This window comes from Amycolatopsis sp. ATCC 39116 (assembly GCF_000231075.2).
GTDB classification, from domain to species: Bacteria; Actinomycetota; Actinomycetes; order Mycobacteriales; family Pseudonocardiaceae; genus Amycolatopsis_E; species Amycolatopsis_E tucumanensis.
Genome location: NZ_AFWY03000010.1, coordinates 73,665 through 93,637, shown reverse-complemented (window position 1 = coordinate 93,637; position 19,973 = coordinate 73,665). Strand labels below are relative to the sequence as shown.

18 protein-coding genes and 1 pseudogene are annotated in these 19,973 nt (G+C 70.2%); 8 read left to right on the top strand and 11 right to left on the bottom strand.

What is annotated here, in order from left to right; genetic code table 11:
* The first annotated feature begins 5 nt into the window (after window positions 1-5).
* Window positions 6-788, top strand: coding sequence for a DUF1883 domain-containing protein (locus tag AMY39116_RS45435; RefSeq protein ID WP_084506099.1), 783 nt, complete (start codon window positions 6-8; stop codon window positions 786-788).
* A gap of 106 nt (window positions 789-894) precedes the next feature.
* On the opposite strand, the gene AMY39116_RS0314395 is transcribed toward AMY39116_RS45435, so the two are convergent.
* Entirely contained in the window at window positions 895-1,254 is a 360-nt protein-coding gene (locus tag AMY39116_RS0314395; protein WP_157358555.1) for a hypothetical protein, read from the bottom strand.
* Between the two features lie 543 nt (window positions 1,255-1,797).
* A pseudogene (locus AMY39116_RS48110) lies at window positions 1,798-1,942 on the bottom strand (sigma factor-like helix-turn-helix DNA-binding protein); the annotation flags it as partial.
* Window positions 1,943-4,018: 2,076 nt separating this feature from the next.
* On the opposite strand from AMY39116_RS48110, the gene AMY39116_RS47430 reads away from it, so the two are divergent.
* The 4 genes from AMY39116_RS47430 (at window position 4,019) to AMY39116_RS0314370 (ending at window position 5,640) form a co-directional block, all read left to right on the top strand.
* A complete protein-coding gene (locus AMY39116_RS47430) occupies window positions 4,019-4,504 on the top strand; it encodes a nucleotidyltransferase domain-containing protein (protein WP_020418337.1) in 486 nt (161 codons plus the stop codon).
* A gap of 54 nt (window positions 4,505-4,558) precedes the next feature.
* Window positions 4,559-4,816: a hypothetical protein gene (locus AMY39116_RS47425; protein ID WP_020418336.1), complete on the top strand. Its 258-nt coding sequence runs from the start codon at window positions 4,559-4,561 to the stop codon at window positions 4,814-4,816.
* 65 nt (window positions 4,817-4,881) lie between these two features.
* Complete coding sequence (locus AMY39116_RS42845; protein WP_020418335.1) at window positions 4,882-5,160, top strand: hypothetical protein; 279 nt, start codon at window positions 4,882-4,884, stop codon at window positions 5,158-5,160.
* 63 nt (window positions 5,161-5,223) lie between these two features.
* Window positions 5,224-5,640, top strand: a complete 417-nt coding sequence (locus AMY39116_RS0314370; RefSeq protein WP_157358554.1) for a hypothetical protein — start codon at window positions 5,224-5,226, stop codon at window positions 5,638-5,640.
* Here AMY39116_RS0314370 and AMY39116_RS0314365 read toward each other — a convergent pair.
* Window positions 5,633-6,355 (bottom strand): hypothetical protein, encoded by a 723-nt coding sequence (locus AMY39116_RS0314365; protein ID WP_020418333.1) that lies wholly within the window; start codon window positions 6,353-6,355, stop codon window positions 5,633-5,635. The genes AMY39116_RS0314370 and AMY39116_RS0314365 overlap by 8 nt on opposite strands.
* Entirely contained in the window at window positions 6,342-7,574 is a 1,233-nt protein-coding gene (locus tag AMY39116_RS0314360) for a hypothetical protein (protein WP_020418332.1), read from the bottom strand. The genes AMY39116_RS0314365 and AMY39116_RS0314360 overlap by 14 nt, the downstream gene beginning before the upstream one ends.
* A gap of 43 nt (window positions 7,575-7,617) precedes the next feature.
* On the opposite strand from AMY39116_RS0314360, the gene AMY39116_RS0314355 reads away from it, so the two are divergent.
* Both AMY39116_RS0314355 and AMY39116_RS42840 read left to right on the top strand, forming a co-directional pair.
* Window positions 7,618-8,388 (top strand): potassium channel family protein, encoded by a 771-nt coding sequence (locus AMY39116_RS0314355; protein WP_020418331.1) that lies wholly within the window; start codon window positions 7,618-7,620, stop codon window positions 8,386-8,388.
* Window positions 8,385-8,714 (top strand): contact-dependent growth inhibition system immunity protein, encoded by a 330-nt coding sequence (locus AMY39116_RS42840; protein WP_020418330.1) that lies wholly within the window; start codon window positions 8,385-8,387, stop codon window positions 8,712-8,714. The genes AMY39116_RS0314355 and AMY39116_RS42840 overlap by 4 nt, the downstream gene beginning before the upstream one ends.
* Here the strand turns inward: AMY39116_RS42840 and dusB are convergent.
* From dusB to AMY39116_RS0314325, 5 genes are all read right to left on the bottom strand, one after another.
* Window positions 8,711-9,856: a tRNA dihydrouridine synthase DusB gene (gene dusB / locus AMY39116_RS0314345; protein WP_020418329.1), complete on the bottom strand. Its 1,146-nt coding sequence runs from the start codon at window positions 9,854-9,856 to the stop codon at window positions 8,711-8,713. The two genes, AMY39116_RS42840 and dusB, sit on opposite strands and share 4 nt — an antisense overlap.
* A 28-nt stretch (window positions 9,857-9,884) precedes the next feature.
* A complete protein-coding gene (locus AMY39116_RS0314340; protein WP_017985613.1) occupies window positions 9,885-10,280 on the bottom strand; it encodes a hypothetical protein in 396 nt (131 codons plus the stop codon).
* A 66-nt stretch (window positions 10,281-10,346) separates the two neighbouring features.
* Window positions 10,347-13,052 (bottom strand): family 78 glycoside hydrolase catalytic domain, encoded by a 2,706-nt coding sequence (locus AMY39116_RS0314335; protein ID WP_020418328.1) that lies wholly within the window; start codon window positions 13,050-13,052, stop codon window positions 10,347-10,349.
* On the bottom strand, window positions 13,049-16,600 hold the full coding sequence (locus AMY39116_RS0314330; RefSeq protein ID WP_020418327.1) for a hypothetical protein: 3,552 nt from the start codon (window positions 16,598-16,600) through the stop codon (window positions 13,049-13,051). Before AMY39116_RS0314330 ends, AMY39116_RS0314335 begins: the two co-directional genes overlap by 4 nt.
* Window positions 16,597-17,886: an MFS transporter gene (locus tag AMY39116_RS0314325; RefSeq protein WP_020418326.1), complete on the bottom strand. Its 1,290-nt coding sequence runs from the start codon at window positions 17,884-17,886 to the stop codon at window positions 16,597-16,599. The genes AMY39116_RS0314330 and AMY39116_RS0314325 overlap by 4 nt, the downstream gene beginning before the upstream one ends.
* Window positions 17,887-18,039: 153 nt before the next feature.
* Here AMY39116_RS0314325 and AMY39116_RS0314320 point away from each other — a divergent pair, with 153 nt between their 5' ends.
* Complete coding sequence (locus AMY39116_RS0314320) at window positions 18,040-19,041, top strand: LacI family DNA-binding transcriptional regulator (RefSeq protein ID WP_020418325.1); 1,002 nt, start codon at window positions 18,040-18,042, stop codon at window positions 19,039-19,041.
* Between the two features lie 62 nt (window positions 19,042-19,103).
* Here AMY39116_RS0314320 and AMY39116_RS0314315 read toward each other — a convergent pair whose 3' ends face one another.
* Together AMY39116_RS0314315 and AMY39116_RS0314310 are read right to left on the bottom strand one after the other, a co-directional pair.
* A complete protein-coding gene (locus tag AMY39116_RS0314315; protein WP_020418324.1) occupies window positions 19,104-19,355 on the bottom strand; it encodes a hypothetical protein in 252 nt (83 codons plus the stop codon).
* An 80-nt stretch (window positions 19,356-19,435) separates the two neighbouring features.
* A complete protein-coding gene (locus AMY39116_RS0314310; RefSeq protein WP_027935917.1) occupies window positions 19,436-19,969 on the bottom strand; it encodes a superoxide dismutase family protein in 534 nt (177 codons plus the stop codon).
* Window positions 19,970-19,973 lie beyond the last annotated feature (4 nt).

Below are 19,973 nucleotides of genomic sequence, written 5' to 3'. Positions count from 1 at the left end.
TTCGGATGGAGCATGTGAAGTACGATCTTGGGCAACTGAGAAAGGGGTCAGTTGTCATCGTGACCCTCAAAAATCAAGCTAACGTCCTTTTAATGGACGCCTCAAACTATCGTTCTTACACTCGGGGTCAGCGGGCCCGGTATTACGGCGGGCTCATGCGGCGCTCTCCAGCGCGAATCCCTGTGCCTCATGACGGGCATTGGTTTGTGGCGTTGGACTTGGGCGGAGCGGCGGGAAGAATTGCGTCCAGTGTCTCTGTGCAGCCGCCGCCGCGCGGGAATCTTCCGCCGATGCGGGAAAGTGGCTCCCTTAGTGCAATCCAGCATAATGCGCCGGATATCGCACCTGCGGCGAGTCCTCTAGGTGGTCAGACTTGGGATGTGTTCATTTCCCACGCGAGCGAAGATAAGGATGCGGTTGCTCGGCCACTGGCTGAAGCGCTGAGGGAGTTGGGGGTGACTGTCTGGCTTGACGAAATCCAGTTAAGGATTGGTGACAGTTTGCGACGCAAGATCGATCAAGGAATTCGGGCGAGCAAGTTTGCGACTGTGATCTTTTCATCAGAGTTCATGTCGAAGGGGTGGACACAATACGAGCTGGATGGAATTGTTACCAAGACGGTCGTAGGTGAACAAAACCTTCTGCCTATCTGGCACAACGTCTCTAAAGACGAGATCATGTCGTACTCGCCAAGCCTCGCTGACAAGGTTGCAAGGAGTACCTCAACCAGCACGATCGCCGAGATAGCAGTCGAAATCGCTGCGGTGGTAAAGGAGAACCACCATTAGAGCTTTACGTCAGCGAGCCGGAACGGTGCTCCCGAGTGTGGTGTCTCAGGTGGAGATTGACGTGGGGCTAGGAAAACGTTGGGCCTCGAGTGTAAGGGGTTACCGCTTATACGGTCTCCTGGGTGAGTTGGCGCAGGTCGTGGATGGAGTTGAGGCAGGTCTTGATGGTGGCGTCTGGCTCCTCGGCGGTGACCAGGAGCAACGTGGGGGTGGTGGGGTAGTCCTGGTCGAAAGGTTCGTCGTGGCCGTCGTCGCCTGGAATCGAGTTGGGTTGGATCTCGATACGCCCGTTGGGGATGTCGGCGCTGAGATAGAAGCCGCGGAAGTAGCTGTCGTGCTTGACGAAGACCAGGTTGAGGAGGTTGGTGAGTTCGTATGCAAGCTCTTCGGCGGTGTGGCTGGTGCCGTAGGTTGTATGAACGGTCATTGTGGTGCCTTTCCCGCCGATGCAGACGCAGTCGTTCACATGATGCCGAAGGCTGTCGGGGTTGTTGAGCTTCCAACTGCGGACGGTGGTGCTGTGGCGGTAGGTGCGTTGTCCACAGTCGCCATCCGAGTCCTTGCCGAATTTGCCTCTATGAGATCAAGGCGGCGCGCACGCGCGCCGCGGGGCCGGTCCGCCTGCCGCTCCGCTTCGGCGGCCGGCACCCAGCGGTAGCGTTTCCTGCCCCGAATCAGCGAGCCCGGTTTTCGGCCTCAGTTGCTCGCCTCTTGCGGTATGCCTCCTGACGGCATGCGGATGAGCAATACCTGCGCCTCCGGCCGTTCGACTGCGCGGGTACCAGGCACTGACAGTTGTCGCAGGTGCGCCGAGAGTTCCGCCTGGCTTCTTCTGGGGCAAACCAGCCCCGATGCTTCGAGCAGTAGACAAGCTGTTCCTCTGTGGTGTGTATCCCCAGTTTCTGCTCACGTGTTGCGGCAGGTACCCGCGCAAAGTCATCCGACGTGAAAGGCCGCAACGCCTCCAAGAGTGTCGGGTCTTGCAACTTCCTGATCGCCGCATCGATAAGCTGACGCACCCGTGCGCGCGTGACGCCATATGTGAGCCCAATCTCGTCGAGGGTCTTTGGCTCACCGTCCTCAAGTCCCCAACGGAGCTTGATTAGGCCCGCGTCCCGCGGGCTCAGGGTGCTTAAGGCCGTCAGCAGTTGGTCGAGTGCCTCAGGCGGAGTACCTCGATGGCTTGTCGGGTCGAAGAAGGAGCCGCGCCGACGTGTCATTACGCCTCCTCCTGTCTCAACGTGTCATTGCCATTCTCCTCGTCCTGGGTTACGCGGTCCAGGCGTTGCCGCGGCGGAAGGCCTGGCAGCATCGCGCCCAGGCGTCGAAACGTCATTGCCAGCTCCCGAACGACAGACGGGATGTCCTCGGGCTTCGCCTGGCACAGGGCTACAACAGCCACGACGCCGTAGACCAGCATCAAGACAAGGAACGGACACACCAGTAGGAACAGAGTTGAGCCAGACACGCACCAGCCTCCGGGCATAAAAAAACCCGCCGTAGCGTGCGGCGGGTTCCAGTAGGGGACACGAAAAAGCCCCCAGCGGAATCGCTAGGGGCTTGAGGGCATACGAATGCCCGACGGCCACCATAGTAGCACTTCGATCACCGCTTCGTGCAGCCGCCACTTTTTGGAGAGAACCGAGGGTCTGTGCAGGTCAGAGGCATGTACAACCTGGCGGCACCCCGGTCGGTAAATTGTCGGGGGTTTCGTAACACTCCTCCGCACGGGGCTCCGCCCCGCACCCCGACACCGCTTCGGAGATCAGGGGAGGACCAGTCCGGCGACCTCCTCACGGCGCGCCCGAGGGCAGCCAGGCCGGCCGGCACCGGTCAAGGGCGCTTCGCGGCCTCCGGCAGACCCTTGACCGGCACCACCCGGCCTGGCAGGGGTGAACCCGCGCCGCGAGGAGATCACCTCAGCCGGGGGAACTACGCAGGTGGGAGCACCGCCGGTCGTGCCATTAGCGTGCCATTAGGGGCGGTCAACCACGGTCAACGGAGGCACACCCGGGCGAACCCGTCCCGCAGGTCAGGGCCACCGTCGAGCAAGATCAGACCGATTCCCAAGCTGAGAACGCGGGTTCGATTCCCGTCATCCGCTCTCGCGACGAAGGCCCAGGTCAGCGGGTGTCTACTCCGGACCTGGGCCTTCGTCGTCTCTTGATCAACTCGGGTCGCGTGCCATCAGCGGGCCATTAGGGGCCGGCGCGCCGGGCTCGTCGCCGTCCGGGCCATCAGATCCTTGGTCGAGGTTCCGGTCTTTGCCTGGCCCGCTTCCTCCTACGACATCCGAGTCGGCCAGCGAAGGTCGATGTCGGGCATCGCCGGTGCCACCAAGCCAGATCGAGGGGCGCGAGCGGATACGGCAGGGTGCGCCTCGCGTATTCACGGTCCAGCGGGTCGACGAGGCGTCTCAAGCGGTCGGCTGCGAACGCAGGTAGGTCCCACATGATCTCGTCCAGCTCCGATCGGCAGTACGGCATCTCACAGCAATCGGAGTGGTCGGTACCCGGCCAGCCGTGTCGAGCGGCCTCGCGCCACTCCTCGAGCATCCGAGCTGTCCAGCCGGGCGAAGGCTCAACCCGTGCGATGTAATCACGGACCGCCGGAGACAGACCCCGAATCTGCGACGGCCGGTAACGGCCTGGGCGGCTGGGGAGCGCGGCACGTACCGCGCCTGCGGACCTACGCGGCATCGTCCTTTCGGAAGATCGTCATGCCGCCATCTTGGCACTCCTCGGACCTGCGCCGCCAGAGCGACAGGGCGCCTCCCGGAGGCAAGGCTCCGCCCCAGACCCCGGCACTCCGTCGGAGATCAGGGGAGGTGATCTCTTCGCGGGCGCGCCGAGGGCAGCCAGAGCGGCCGGCGCCATCCGGTCGGTAGGGAGCCCTTAGTCAGGGAACACTGCCATTCGCTCGAGCTTTCCACAGCTCCTGCCGGGCGGGCTGGGTCGAGCTGCTCCAAGCCCCTGACAGCCAGGGGTCACAACGACTCATCCTCGCTGTAAAGCTGCTCGGCGAGGGTGGGCAAGGCCAGCGGCGACCGAGCTTCACCGATGAGTTCGAGTAGCCAGCGGCGTAAGCCGTGATCGTCACGCTCGTCCTCGAACGCGGCAATCAGCTCTTCGACGTACTTGCCGAAGGCCTCTGTTTGGTGTTGCCGGTAGGCCAGCCTGGTGTACTTGCGCCACGCACCGCGGCTGTGCGGAACCGGGCACAGTAGGCGCGTGGACGATCGTGGGCTGGCGGCGGACGGGACGATCGCGCGCGAAGGCTCTTTGGAGAGAATCTCCGCCGAGTTCGCCCCCGTTGTCGAGGCTCTGCGGGTGCACGTCGCTGGGACTTTCGCTCGCCTGCACAGCGCTTACCTCTACGGCAGCATCCCGCGTGGCACCGCCGTCCCCGGGGTTTCCGACCTCGACGTCCTGCTCGCCCTCCACGACGAGCCCACCGACGCCGATCGCGCCGATGCCAGGCGGATCGAGGGCGCCCTCGACCGCGAGTTTCCCCAGATCAACGGCGTCGGCATTCAACTCGCCAGTGCCCGCACGCTCCTCAGCGACGCCGAGCGCCACGACGGCGGCTTCTTCGTCGCCTGCCTGTGCACGCCGCTCCTGGGCGACGACCTCGCCGAGCACCTGCCCCGCTATCGCCCCACCTCGCTGCTCGCGCGTGAGACGAACGATGACCTTGGAACGCTGCTCCCGGGTTAGCGCGAGCGCGCCCAGACGGCGAGGGACCACGAACGCCGCACCCTGAGCCGCTCGGTGGCGCGGCGCCTCGTGCGCACCGGGTTCACCCTGGTCATGCCCCGGTGGGGCGGTTGGACGAGCGACCTCGCCAGGTCCGCCGAGCTCTTCGGCCGCTACTACCCGGAACGACTCGGCCAGATGCGCACCGCCGCGGTGACCGCTCGCGAGCCCACCGCCACCCCGGCGATCCTCGACATGCTGATCGACGACCTCGGCCCTTGGCTCGCCGCCGAGTACACCGCCATCCACGGCGAACGGGCGCCCCGCCCCTGACGCGGCATACTGACGCCCGTGGCGAACCAGCCGCCGACGAGCCCTTCCCGTTCCGCGGACGGGTCGTGTGGCTCACGCCGGAGCAGGGCGGTCGTCAAACCGGCCCACTGCGCCCCGACTTCTACGCGGTCAACGCCTTCGTGCCCCCGCGCACCGCCCACTCGGGTCTCGCGTCCTTCGTGCTCCGGAACCTCGTCGCCGGGGCGCTGGTCACGCCGGCCGAGGCGCGCTGGCTGGCCGTGGAGAACTCGGGCCCGTACCGCATCGAGCCTGGGACGGTGGTCGTGGTCAGCGAGGGGCCCAAGCCGGTCGGCTACTTCCACGTCGAGGAAGTGCGGGCTTAGCGGCGTCACCCCGACGTGAGCGTTGCCCTGCGTGCCGCCCGCCCCCGGCTTAGCTTGGGCCGCATGGTGCGCCGTGTCCTTGTCACGACCTTGATCGCGCTCGCTGCTGCCGGCTGCTCGTCCGGTGGCGACGACCAGGCGCCCGACCCGGCGCCGCCCAACCCAGCGCAGCCCACTTCCGCGCCGCCGGTGTCCGCGGCGCCCACCAGCGCCGGTGCCTCGATCGTCGACGTGGCCTACCGGAACGGGCAGGTCGAGCCGGCGAACCTCGTGATCGCGGGGAAGGTCGGCCAGCCGCTCCAGGTGAACGTCTCCTCGGACCGCCCGGACGACATCGTGGTCGACGGCTACCCCGACGCGAACGCCGACGTCGACCCTACCGAGCCGGAGGACCTCGACGTCACCCCGAACCGCACCGGCACGTTCACCATCCGCCTCGCCGGCGCCAACGCCACGCTTGTCACCGTCGAGGTCAGCTGACCAGGCCCCGTAGCGGCCCCGACAGCCGGGCGGCGAGCGACGCATCGACCCGGCCGGCCTCGGCGATCAGCAGCTCCACGACGACCCCGAACACGCGCCGCAGCTCGGCGGGCTCCACGGACCGGACCAGGGCGTCCGCGAACGGCGCCACCACCTCCGCCGGCAGGTCGTCCATCCCGCGCCCCTGCACGGCGCGCACCCCGTGCCGGAGGCAGGCCAGCGCGAGCACCTCGTCCCGCGCGCCGCTGATCATGTACTCCGCCTGCCACACCCGGCCCCGCGCGATCGACGACCGGGCGTGCAACGCGTACAGCCACGCCATCCCGACCACGTGCTCCGCTGACGGCGGCGAGATCCGCGGCAGGTCGTTCGGCTTCCCGAACAGCGTCCGAGATGTCGGACCGATTGGCCCGAACTCGGACTCCGGCCAGAACGCGATGTCGACCTGCAGCGTGTCCGGCAGCAGGAACACCCGGAACACGCCGAGGTCCAGGTGGTGGACGGCGCCGTGGTCGCGGTACATCCGGTCGGTCCAGTCCGCGAGAACCTGATCGCGGTCGGCCGCCACCGCGAGCGCCAGGTCGATGTCCGACCACTGGTCCTCTCGTCCAACCGAAGCGGAACCGGTCAGCGCGGCGCCGCTGATCCGGTCGTCCGAGCGAGCCGACGCGATCAGCGAGTCGCGCAGCCGCGACCGGCTGTCAGGGGTGAACACGGTCCTCCTCCCGCGGGGCGCCGACCGTCCATCGCGCGGCCGCCCGCAACGCCAGCAGCAGCGGCACCGAACCGCTGTCGGTGAGCAACGCGGGCAGCGACGGCAGGTCCGCGCCGCCGGCCAGTTCCCGGCCGTACGCGGCGAGGTCGACCTCCACGAACCGCGTCGCGGCGGTGAACTCGCGCTCCGACCGGTTCGGCCTGCGGGCCAGCAGGTCCTGCCGCGTCGCGGACAACTCCGTCAGCCCGAAGAACTCCGGCTTCGCGCCGCGGTCCATCCAACGCGCGAACCCCGTGATCGTCGTGCGCAGGATCTCGTCGCGGCGCAGCCCGGTCTCCTCGCACAGCTCGCGCTCCATCCCGGCGCGGACGACGTCGTGCAGGTCGTCCCCATCGAGGTCACGCGGCTCCAGCGACCCACTGCCCGACGGGGCGAGCAGCGACTGGCTGGCCGAGTTCCGGTTGGACTGGAGCACCACCAGTACCCAGCCGTCGGTCGTGACGGCCACCGTCGACACGCCGACGATGTCCGCCAGCCTGCTCTCGGCGAGCGTGTGCAGGCGGCCCGCGGTGTCGACCATCATCTGCCGCCGCAGGTCGAAGACCTCGTCGCTGTCCCGGCGGGCGATCCGCAGCGTGGCCAGCTCGTTCGAGCACTGGGCGTCGAAGAACCGGGTGCGCTGCAGCCGGATCGGCGCGCCGTGCCCGACCGACGGCAGCGGCTCGCCCCGCATCCCGACGACCTTGCCGTTGAACAGCAGCCGGCCGTGCGCGCGCAGCGGCAGCACGTACGGCGCGGTGGCCTTCAGCTCGGCGGGCAGGCGGTAGGGGTCCGGCGCGACCTCGACCGGGAACCGCTGTGTCCACAGTGCCCGGTCGATGGCGTCGCTGACCAGGGCGGTTCCACGTCCGGGCAGCTCGAGGTAGCGGGCTTCGGGGTAGCTCGCCGGGGGTGGCACGTCGGCGTGCGGGAACGGCGCGGCGATCGTGGCGAACTCCCAGGCGGCCCAGCGGCCGCGGAGCATCCGGACGTCGCGGGTGAGCGTCAGGACGCCGAGCACGAGCGCGATCACCGACAGCACGATGCCGACGGCGCTGGGCACGAGCGTGACCAGGCCGAGCAGCACGCCGAGCGCGGAGACGAACACCGGCCACTCGCGGGAACCGATGAACCAGAGGTAGTCGGCTTTCGCCCTGGCGCGGTTGGTCAGCTTGCCCATCGGTTCTGGTGTCTACCAGAGACAGGGTAACGATCCGGACGAAATGATCGGGATCACCGCCCCGGCACGTGCGACGATCGCGCCGGACCGACGGGAGACGCAGATGTGGGAAAAGCGCATGGAGTGGCCGCTGACGGGCGTCGCGGTGTTGTTCCTCGGCGCCTATGCCTGGCCGATCCTCCAGCCGTCGCTCGGCAGCACCGGCCGGGTGTGGTGCGAGGTCGTCACATGGCTGGCGTGGGGGCTGTTCGCGCTGGACTACGTCGTGCGACTGGTCCAGTCACCGGACAAACCGCGATTTCTCCGCCGTCACGTGCTGGACCTCCTGGTCATCGTGCTCCCGCTGCTCCGCCCGCTGCGGCTGCTGCGCCTCGTCGCGATGCTGAACGTCCTCAACCGCACGGCCGCGCTCGCCCTGCGCGGGCGGGTCGTCGTGTACTTCGTCGGCGCCACGGTGCTGATCGTCTTCTGCGCGGCGCTCGCCGTGCTCGAAGCGGAACGGCCGATCGAGGAGGCCGGCATCCGGAACTTCCCGGACGCGTTGTGGTGGGCGATCACGACGATCACGACCGTCGGCTACGGCGACCGCTACCCGGTGTCCGGCACCGGGCGGCTGATCGCGGTGGGGCTGATGGTCGCGGGCATCGCGCTGCTCGGCGTCGTGACGGCGACCTTCGCGTCGTGGTTGGTGCGCCGGGTGGAGGAGGTCGAGGCCGCGTCGCAGACCGTGACCCGCGCGGAGATCGCCGAGCTGAGCCGCGAGATCGCCGAACTGCGCGCCGCCCTCGCCGCGAGTGAGCGGAAGGAAACATGACGCACCTGTCACTGGAGCAGCTCGAGGACGACTACTGGGGCGACCCGCCGCCGGACACGACCTACCTGATCAGCACCTGCCACCGGATGCGCCAGGTCTCGCTGGACGAGCTGGACGCCGAAGGCGTGCGCATCCTGCTCGGGCAGCAGATCGGGGTGCCGCACCTGGTGCCGCGCGCGCTGGAGATCCTCAACCGGGACCCGTTCGCGGAAACCCACTTCGGCTACCTGGTAGACGCCCTCCGCCGGATCCCGGAGGAGTACTGGGCGGCCAACCCCTTGCAGCACGCGGACTTCGAGCGCGCGCGGCGGCGTGCAGGGCGTTAGCCGCCCGAGTGCATGTCCTCCGCTTCGGGCACCAGGTCGTCGTCCGGGTTGTCGAGCCAGCCGTGCGGCAGCGTGACCTTGCCGGGCGAGCCCTGGCGGCCGCGCGGGCCGAGGGCGTCCGCCGGGAAGGGCGCCTCGTGGTCCAGCTGGCCGATCAGCTCGTCCAGCTCGTCCATCGACGACACCATCGCGAACCGCCGGCGCAGCTCGGAGCCGACCGGGAAGCCCATGAAGTACCAGGCCATGTGCTTGCGCAGGTCGCGCATCGCCTTGTCGTGGCCGTCGTGCTGGACCAGCAGCTCCGCGTGCCGCCGCAGCACCTGGGCGACCTCACCCAGGCGCGGCCCCTCCGGGATCGGGCGGCCGGCGAACGCGGCCTCCAGCTCGCCGAACAGCCACGGCCTGCCGAGGCACCCGCGGCCGACCACCACGCCGTTGCACCCGGTCTCGGCCACCATCCGCAGCGCGTCGTCGGCCGTGAAGATGTCGCCGTTGCCCAGCACCGGGATGGTCTGCACGGCCTCCTTCAGCCGGGCGATCGCGCTCCAGTCGGCCTTGCCCGAGTAGCGCTGCGCGGCCGTGCGCGCGTGCAGCGACACCGCCGCCGCGCCCTCGGCCTCGGCGATGCGGCCTGCGTCGAGGAAGGTGTGGTGGTCGTCGTCGATGCCGATCCGGAACTTCACCGTGAACGGCACGCCCGCGGCCTCGGCCGCCTCCACCGACGCGCGCACGATCTGCGCGAACAGCTTGCGCTTGTACGGCAGCGCCGCGCCGCCGCCCTTGCGGGTGACCTTGGCGACCGGGCAGCCGAAGTTGCTGTCGATGTGGTCCGCGAGGCCCTCGCCGACGATGATCTTGACGGCTTCCCGCATCGTCTTCGGGTCCACGCCGTACAGCTGCATCGACCGCGGGTACTCGCCCTGGTCGAAGGCCATCATGTGCATGGTCCCGGGGTGCCGCTCGACGACGGCGCGGGCGGTGATCATCTCGCACACGTACAGCCCGGCGCCGTACTCGCGGCACAGCCGCCGGAACGCGACGTTCGTGATGCCGGCCATCGGCGCGAGCACCACCGGGGGATCGACCTCGTACGGGCCGATCTTCAGTGCGGGCTTGCTCAGGGTGGCGGTCACGTCCTCCATTGTCGCTGGTGACTCGCGCCACCCGCAGTCAGGCCTGTTCGACCGCCGGGATGTCGGCGGCGATCCGGGATTTCGGACGCGGCGCGGTGACCGTCCACAGGATCTTGCCGTCCGGCGAGGTGCCGCCCACGCAGGTCAGGCGACGGCACACCACCTGGGCGGCGTGACCGGTCGACCCGAGCTCGATCTTCAGGTGCGGGATGTCCACGGTGGGGCTCTGCAGCACCTGGTCCTCCGCCCGGCCGACCACGAGGCCGGTGAACCACAGCTGGTCGAAGCGCATCGACAGGACGCCCTCGAACAGCAGCTCGACCGGCTCGTCGGGGTTGTCGTCGGTGCGCAGGACCAGCTCCGAGTGCTCGACGCCGTAGCGCCAGACGCGGAAGGCCCGGGACGAGCTGAACAACGGCTCCGGCTGGTTCATGGCCCCAGTATGGGTCCTGATCAGCCGCGCCGCGGCCCAGCCGTCACCGGACCAGTTGACACCGGCTCACGCCAGCAGCTTCTCCAGCGCCCGCTTCGCGTCCGAGCCGTCGGACAGCGTCTTCATCGCCAGAAAATCGGCCAGCTCGGCCGCCGGGCGGTCCAGGTAGCGCCCGGCCCGGTGCGCGGCGTCCACCGCGTCCTCGGCAAGCCCGTGCGAGACCAGCAGCGACACCGCGTCCGGCCACTTCGGCGAGCCGACCAGGTCACGAATGGTCCGCACGCGCGGCTGCGACAGGCACGGGTCGTCGACCGTCCAGCTGTGCGTGCCGTGCCGCACCTCCGCCACCGGCCCGCCCGGGACGTGCACCTCGGCCCGCACGCCAGGCGGCACCACGACGTCGAGCGTCAGCTTCCCGTCCGCCCGGCGCCAGGCCACCGAAGCCGCACCGTAGGGCGTCTCGTGGCGGGCCGAGGCGTGGGTGAGCGCGGCGTCCGGCACCGGGCGCACGACGATCGACCGGTAGCCGGGCGCCGCGGGCGCCAGCCCGGCGACCGTGCGGTGCATCCAGTCGGCCACCGCGCCCAGCGCGTAGTGGTTGAACGAGGTCATCTCGCCCGGGTTGATCGAGCCGTCCGGCAGCATGCTGTCCCAGCGCTCCCAGATCGTCGTCGCGCCCATCGTCACCGGGTACAGCCAGGACGGGCAGCCCCGTTCGAGCAGCAGCCGGTAGGCCAGCTCGGGATGGCCGGCCGTGGTGAGCGCGTCCGTGATGAGCGGCGTGCCCACGAATCCGGTCGCGATGCGGAAGCCGTTGGTCCGCACGAGATCAGCCAGTCGTCGACCCGCGACCGCCCGCTGCTCCGCCGTCGGCAGCAGTGCCCACTCGATCGCCTGCGCGTACACGGTCGGCGCGTCCGAGAGCACCCGGCCCGATCCGGTGACGTACTCCCGGGCGAACGCGGCGCGCGTCTGTTCGGACAGCGTCCGGTATTTCGAACCGTCCCGGCCGAGCACCTCGGCCGCCGCCGCCACGATCTCCGCGGACCGCGCGAGGTACGCCGTCGCGACCACGTCCGAGTCGGCCTTCGCGGCGAACGGGTCGTCCGGCGGCGCGGCCGGGTCCAGCCAGTCGCCGAACTGGAACCCGCCCGCCCACACGCCGTCCGTGGTCAGCGACGCGATCTTGTCGACCCACCCGCGCATGCTGTCGAACTGCCGCGCGAGCACCTCCGCGTCGCCGAACCGCTGGTAGAGCACCCACGGCACGATCACCGCGGCGTCGCCCCAGGCCGTCGCGGTGGGGCTGTCGCCGGGCAGCACGTCCGGGATCACGAACGGCACCGCGCCGTCCGGGTGCTGGTCGGCGGCCAGGTCGGCGAGCCACGAGCGGAGGAACCCGGCGCAGTCGTAGAGGAAGGACGCGGTGGGTGAGAAGACCTGGATGTCGCCGGTCCAGCCGAGCCGCTCGTCGCGCTGCGGGCAGTCGGTCGGCACGTCCAGGAAGTTGCCGCGCATGCCCCACACGACGTTCTCGTGGAACTTCTCCAGGTCCGGGTCCGAGCAGCTGAACCAGCCGGTGCGCCGCAGGTCGCTGTGCACGACGACGGCCTCCAGGTCCTCGGCCCGCAGATCGTCCACTCCGGACACTTCCGCGTACCGGAACCCGTGGAACGTCAGGCTCGGCTCCAGCACGGTTTCGGTACCGCCGGGGAGGACGTAGGTGTCCGTCGCCTTCGCCGACCGCAGCGGCCGCACGCCGAGCTCGCCGTCCTCCAGCACCTCGGCGTGCCGCACGGTGACCTCGCGCGCGTCCCGCACGCGCAGCCGCACCCAGCCGACCACGTTCTGGCCGAAGTCGACCAGCGTCTTCCCGGACGGCGACGACCACACCCGCACCGCGGGCACCACCTCCGTCACACGCACCGGCGGCCCCTCGGGCGCGACTAGCCTGCTCAGGTCGGCCTCGACCACCTCGACCTCGTCCACTTCGGACTCGGACAGCGTCAGGTCGGTGCGCTGCCCGTCGTACAGGTCGTCGGCGGTGATCCGGCTCTCCGTCGCCGACCACCGCTCGTCGGTGCCGATGACCTCGGTGGTGCCGTCGGCGTAGGTCACCTCCAGCTGGGCGAGCAACGCGAGGCGATCGCCGTAGAGCGCGCGGCGGCCGGACCAGGTGAGCCGTCCGCGGAACCAGCCGTTCCCGAGCAGGAACTCCAGGTCGTTGGTCCCCTCGCGGAGCAGCGAGGTGACGTCGTGGGTCTGGTAGCGCAGCCGGTGCTCGTAGCTGGTCCAGCCGGGCGCCAGCACCTCGTCACCGACCCGGGACCCGTTGATCGACGCCGTGTAGACGCCGTGCGCCGTCGCGTACAGCCGCGCGGACACGATCCCCGGCCGCAGCTCGACGCTGCGGGTGAGGATCGGCGCGCGCTGCCCGATGCCGCCGATCGTGCGTGGGCTGATGAACCGCGCCGACCAGTCCTCCGGGTGGAGCAGCCCGGTTTCCACGGTGGCCGGCTCGGACCACTCGTCGCCGACGCGCACCCGCACGGTCGCCCTGGTCCGCGACGGCAGCGGCTCGAACGGCCACGGCACCAGCACCTGCTCGGCCGATTCGACCCGCGCCGTCGCCGACCCGTTCAGCTCGACCTCGTACGCGGTCTGCGACCAGTCCGGGTCGTCGGTGCGCACCTGCCAGGACAGGCGTGGCGTGCCGGTGCCGATGCCCAGCGCGACGTCGTGGTGCTCGAAGCGGACGGCGGTGACGGTCAACGGTCGCTCTCCTTCTCGTGCTGTACCAGCCGCACCGGCCCGAACAGGCCCGTGCGGACCTGCCCGGCGGCCACGGCCATCGTGGGTGACGCGTCGTCGAGGTAGCCGGCGAGCGTGCCGCGGACGACGATTTCCAGTTCGTTGACGCCGTCCCGGATCGCATCCGAGATTTCGGACCGCCACGGGCCCCAGACCAGGCGGTCGACCAGCCGGCCGTTGACCACCACGTCGGCCGTGCCGCGCACCTCGCCGAGGTCGAGCACGACCCGGCCGGGCAGCGCTTCGAACGTGGTCCGGTACCGGACCAGGCCGCCCAGCGCGCGCAGCCCGAGGTCCTCCCAGCTGCGCAGTTCGACCGGCGCCTCGGCGGTCTCGACCTCGATCCCGGAGTCGAGCAGCGCCCCGCCCCGGCGGCCGTCGACCGCGCGGAACCGCAGCTCCACCGTGCTGCCCGCGGCTAGCGGCGTGGGGAAGCGCACGCGCTGGTCGACCGGCTTGTACTCGGCCTCGCCGACGCGCACCACGACGTCGAGGTCGGTCGGGATCCGCAGCGCCACCGCCCCGAGCGGGGCCGGGAAGGTCAGCGTCTCGGTGCGTTCCCCGGCCGGCGCGACGTCGGGGACCACCGGCACGACGACGTCGCCGGGCGCGGCGGCGGGTTCGAGCCAGTGCGCGCCGGGCAGCGGGTGCGGCCGCGGGTGCAGGCACAGGAACCGCGGATCGCGCCGGTGCAGGCGGCGCACCTCGCCCCAGTCCGGGCCGCTGACCAGTCGCGGGTCACGCGAATCCACCGCGACCGGTCCAGTCGTGACCAAGGTGAGCGTGTTCTCGCCGCGGCGGAGGTGCTCGCGCAGGTCGTAGGGGTGGATGCGGATCTCGCGAAAACCGGGGTAGGGGTTGAAGTCGCCCTGCCTGCCCACCTCGGCGCCGTTGACGAGCACCCGGCAGGCCTCCTCGCTCGCGACCTGCACGGTCGCGTCGGTGGGCACCTCGTCGAGGTGGAAGGTGCGGTTGATCTCCCCGCCCGCCAGCCATTCCGGCCTGCGGTAGCGCTCGGGATCGGTGATCACCGCGAACGACGCCCGCAACGGCCCGTCCTGGTCCGCGGTGAACTCGATCTCCACGCACACCGTCCGGCCGGACGGCAGCGGGCTGAACGACTGGTAGCCCGGCCCGTCGACCGGAACCTCCGCGCCGTCCACGAACACCCGTCGCGCCGCGCTCGCCCCGACGGCGAGGAACAGGCCGTCGCGCTCGGGCAGTGGCAAATACGTTCGTACGCCGACCGTCTCCCCGGCCTCGACGTGACGCCAGTCGAGGAATTCCTCGGGCACGTAACCCTTGGGCCCCAGCGCTTCCGCGTGACCGGGGTCGTCCCGGATGCCGCGGGACAGCGACCAGACCGCGGGCCGCCACCCGTCGCCGTCCCGGGCTTGCGCGAAGACGCCGTACCCGGCCAGCTCGTCACCCAGCCGCCAGACCTCCAGCGGCAGCACGCCGGTGCGGGCGGGGGCGGCCAGGTCGCCGTGCCGGTTGTCCAGAGTGGACTCCGCACGGGCGCGCCAGCCGTCGAGGTGCACCGACCGGACCACGGGACCGGGCGGGGTGTGCGTCGCCTCCGGCAGGTCGTCGCCGAACACGAGCAAGGTGATCGGGCCGTCGGTGAAGACGACCTCGACCTCGCCGTCCACGACTGGGACATCCGTGCGCTCCCCGGTGCGCGGGTTCCACTGCTGGGCACGGCCGGTCACTCCGGCCACGTGCGCCACCCGGTCCGACGGGGAGACGAACTCGTACCCGTCCTCGCGCAGCTGCCGCCAATACTCCTCCCAGGGAAATCCCTGGTCCGTCCAGCCTTCGCGGTCGAGGTCGACGATCGGCGCCCGGGTGCCGCTGCGCTCGTCGTGCGCGGTGAGCAGCAGCACGTGCCGGTCGCCGTGCCGCCGGAGCAGGAACGGCACGTCGGACCGGATCCGGGATTTCGGAAGGACCGCGGGCACGTCCTCCGGCGAGCCGACCGTGACCGCGCCCTCGACCGGGCAGCTGCCGACGCAGACGACCGTCCCGCCGGCCGCGGCGAACTCCGCGAGCCGGGCGGCCGCGGCCGGGAGCAGCAGCTCGACGTCGGGCAGGACCACCGCCCGGTAGGTCTCCGCGCCGATCCGGAGCGCGCCGCCCGACACCTCCCCGGCGGCGATCGTGGCTTCGTCGAACGTGTCGTGGTCGATCCCGGCCCGCTCCAGCACACCGCGTTCCTCGGCGAACCACGTGCCGACACCGTTCAGCGCGTGGAACGAGGCCGCGGCCCGTTCGGCTGGCGGCAGTGGTCCGTCGAGCGTCAGGTAGGCCTGGGCGGTGCTGGTCGGCGACAGCAGCACAACGTCGCAGGAGTGGGTGCCCGCCGTCAGCACCGAGCACAACCGGCTCACCGCGCCGGCGAACTGGCCGTAGGCGGGCCAGTACGGCTGCCGCCAGCACGTCGACGGCGGCGCCCACTCCCACCAGCCGCCCGCGGTCGAGTAGTACACCGCGTGCGGGTCGTAGAGCGTGGCGCCGCGGCGCAGGAACGGCGCGAGCCAGTCGTAGGTCTCCTCCAGCGTGCCGCCCCAGCCCGACGAGTGGAACGCCTCGATCCAGGTGCGCGGGTGCCCGTGCGCGTGGGCGAGCGAGCTGTGCACCTTCGCGTCGCCCCAGTGGTCGCTGCCCGTCGCGCCGAACCCGGAGTGGGTACCGAGGTAGTCGCCGTAGATCCGCACGCCGCCGACCGGGTCGCCTTCGCGGGCCGGGCTCGCCTGGTCGAAACCGCAGATCAGCCCGCGGTGGCTGAACCACTGAGCCAGTGGGTCGAAGAACGCCCGGCGCGCCAGGCGGGCACGGTGTTCCTGGTAGTCCCGGCGTACCCGGGCCGACTCGGCGTCCGCGCCCTCGTACAGCGCGGACAGCCGGGGCAGCAGGTCGTAGCCGTACTCGGCGGAGAAGATCTCCGCGAAGTCGTGCGCCCACGTAGGCAGCGGCGGCAGCTCGTCCTGGAAGAACCCGGGGATCACCGTGCCGAACCAGCGCCCGACGTGTCGTTCCAGCTCGCCGTGCACCTGGTCGAGCAGGGCCGCGCAGGCGTCCGGGTTGAAGTAGTCGAAGCCGCTGACGTGGTGGCCGACCGTGCCGTCGGGGTTCCGGTGCAGGGCGAGCCCGGCGAACTCCGGGCTGGCCGCGGTGAGACGGCCCTGGAAGTTCGCGCCGGAGAACCCGATCTGGTCGTACATCCACAGCTGGAACCCCAGATCGGCGGCGTCCGCGCACGCGCCGTCCAGCAGCTCGATCCACTTCGGACTCAGGAACGACGGGTCGTCCGCAAGCGAGCCGAACATCGGGCCGGTGGGCGCCAGGCACATCACCACCGCCTGCCGGACGCCCTGCGAAACCAGCTGTTCCATCTGCCACCGGACCCGGTCCCCGGTGACCCGGCCGCCGCTCCACCACCAGATCGGCAGCGGGGAGAACTCGGGGCCGGGATCGGTGAACCGGGTCAGCAGCTCGTCGGAACTCATGCGGTGGTGCGCTCCGCCTCGATCTGCTCCAGCGACTTGCCGGACGTGTTGGGCATGAAGAAGAACCCGACGCCGCCGCTGATCACCAGGAACAGCGTGAGCAGGCCGCCTGCGACGGTGAACCCGCCGCTGGCCAGCGTCGGCAGGAAGAAGCTCCACACGCCGAGCAGCGTCCGGGCGACGCCGAAGGTGAAGCCCTGCGCGGTGCCGCGCAGCATCGTCGGGAACAGTTCCTGGCTCCACACCTTGTAGAACGCCTCACCGGCGAGCGAGCAGCCGACGCCGAACAACACGATGTTCGCGATGATCACCGGGATGTTGAACGGCAGCACCACGTAGATGCCGTAGGCGACGATCTGCATGACCGCGCCGATGCCCCACATCCACTTGCGCGTGTGGTGGCTGCGGTCGGCGAAGCGCATGAACACCAGCGTGGTGACCAGGATGCCGATCAGGAACCCGGCGCAGGACAACGCGACGCTGGCCGCCTGGCTGCCCGCGTTGAGCGTTTTGATGACGTACGGGGTGAAGATGCCGCCGGTGCCTGCCGCGATGTTCCAGAACACGTAGACGAGGCCGGTGAACAGCAGCGCCTTGAGGTGCGCGCCCTGGAAAAGCGCTTTCAGCTGGTACTTGACGTCCTTGGTGGACGACGCCGATGTCCAGCGCGCGGACTCGGACAGGCCGCGGCGCATCGCCCACGTCACCAGCGCGATCACGAACAGGTGCAGGAACACGATCCGCGTGCCGAGCAGGTCCAGCGGGGTGAGCGCGAGCGACAGCAACAGCACGATCACCGGGCCGAGGTTCCACGCGACCTGCGTGAACCCGAGCAGCTTCCCGCGCGCCTTCGACGGGGAGAACTCGCCCACCAGCGCCAGCGACGTCGGCACGTCCGCGCCGACCGCGACGCCGACGACGAAGGTGCCGATGAACAGCATCGGCGTGTTCACCGCGAGCGCGATGCACAGGATGCCTGCCGCGTAGACCAGCAGGTCGTACTTGTAGATCCGCTTCCGGCCCAGCTTGTCGCCCAGCCTGCCGCCGATGAACGCGCCGATCGCGCAGCCGATGGCGTTCGGGCCGATCGCGGCGAGCGCGCCCACCGCGCCGTCGGAGAGGCCGAGGTAGCTTTGGAAGAGGGCGAGACCCGCGCCGAGCGCGACGATGGAACCGGCATCCAGGTAGGAGGCCATGCCCGCGAGCACGGACCACCGCCACTGCTGGCGGGTGATCGTGCCGCCGTCCTCGACCGAGCTCGTGCCGACGGTTTCGCGTGAGGTCATGTGGTTCTCCTCGTCTTCGTTGACGCAGGACACATTTTGAAACGTATTAAGGACGCAGGTTAGCGTTTGAGTGGGGGAATAACAAGCTTCCGTTCGGCCCATTGAACGTTTCATGCGTGCTACGCTGTGGTCCCTGGGAGATCGAGGGGACGCATGGTTGGCATCAAGGATGTGGCCCGGCGCGCCGGGGTCTCCATCGGCACGGTGTCCAATGTGGTCAACCGGCCGCACATCGTTTCCCCGGCCACCCGGTCACGTGTGCTGTCCGTGATCGAGGAGCTGGGTTACGTCCGCGACGAGTCCGCCCGGCAGCTCCGGGCCGGCCGCAGCCGCATCATGGCGCTGCTCGTCCTCGACCTGGCGAACCCGTTCTTCGTTGACGTCGCCCGCGGCGCCGAGCAGGCCGCGCACGACGCGGGCCTGAGCGTCATCACGTGCAACAGCGGGCAGCGCGTCGACCGCGAGGAGTCGTACCTGTCGCTGCTGGCCGAGCAGCGGGTGCGGGGGCTGCTGCTGAGCCCGGTCGACACGTCGGGTGCGGCGTTGGAGACCTTCCGCCGCAGCGGGATCCCGTACGTGTTCGTGGACCGGAAGGTGTCTGCGGACGAGGCGAGCTCGGTGTCGGTGGACGACCTCGCGGGTGGCGAGCTCGCCGGGCGGCACCTGCTGGAGACCGGGCACCGGCACGTCGCGTTCGTGAACGGGCCGCGGATACTCACGCAGTGCCGCGACCGGGAGCAGGGGCTGCGGACCGCGTTGGAGGATTCCGGCGCGGAGCTGTCGGTGATCGAGACGAGCGAGCTGGACGTGGTGTCCGGGCGGGACGCCGGCGCGCGGCTGCTCGGGATGAGCCCCCGGCCGACGGCGGTGTTCTGCGCCAACGACCTGCTGGCGCTGGGTGTGCTGCAGGCGATGGTCGGCGCAGGCGTGCGGGTGCCGGACGAGATGGCGATCGTGGGCTACGACGACATCGAGTTCGCCGGTGCGGCTGCGGTCCCGTTGACGTCGGTGCGCCAGCCCGCGCGGCGGCTGGGGCATACGGCGGCGGAGCTGCTGATCGCGGAGACGGCCGATCCGGAGAACCGGCCGCCGCACCGGTCGGTGGTGTTCAAGCCGGAGCTGGTCGTCCGGGCCTCGACGCAGTACCGCCGCTGAGCGGTTCGCATCCGCGGCGCCGACTGGGGTGGCCGGGATGCCCCAGGCTGGGGCGAGGGCGCTCAGTGTTTGGCCACGTAGCGGCGCCAGAGCCGGCGCGGTTCCGGCTCGCGCGGGGCGGGCACCAGCAGGTGCGTCAGGCACTCCTCGCAGGTCCGGCCTGGCGGGGCGGTCATGGCGGCGGGGAGGAACCGCGCGCCGCACACCGCTTCCAGTTCCAGGCCGGGTGCCATGGCCGTGTCGGGGACCGCGTGCTCGGCCGTGCCGTCCGCGCTGGTCACCCAGACCGGGTGGTCGTCCGGGGTCGCTTCCACCGCTTCTCCCCTCCGCCGCTGCTCCGTCCGGGCCTACCCGCGGCCGTCCGGCTCATGCCGGATTCACCTGGCCGTGGCGGTCACCTCGGCCCGAACTCGAGGTTCAGGCAGGCCAGCCGCCCGCCCGCCGTCCCGGCGTGACCCGGGTCCGTGTGCGTGTGCGTCTCGTGGATCACGACGGAGCCGGGCAGCCGGTCGCCGTAGGTCCAGTCCACCCGCGACACGGCGAACCCGCTGCCGTTCGCGGAGGTGGTGAAGTCCAGCCAGATCTCGTTGCGCGGGTTGGCGTACGCGGGGTCGGTCGACGGCTGCACCGGGTCGGGAACGTGCTGGTAGTGCGGCCCCGAATCGTTCGGGGACGCGCCGCAGGGCTTGGTGTGGACGTGGGCGCCGTACTCGCGGCCGGGCAGCAGGCCGCGCACGGAAAGCGTGGTCAGCGTGCCCGTCACCGACGCCGTGAACGCCCGCGCGCTCGCCCCCTCCGGCACGAGGGCCGTGTTGTAGCGCACGACGGAGGCGCCGACGCCCACCTGCGCGGCGGGCGCGGCGGCGGCTTCGGCCGGCCAGAGGGCCGGCAGCGCGGCCGCGGCGAGGAGCAAGGGGACGATTCGCATGATG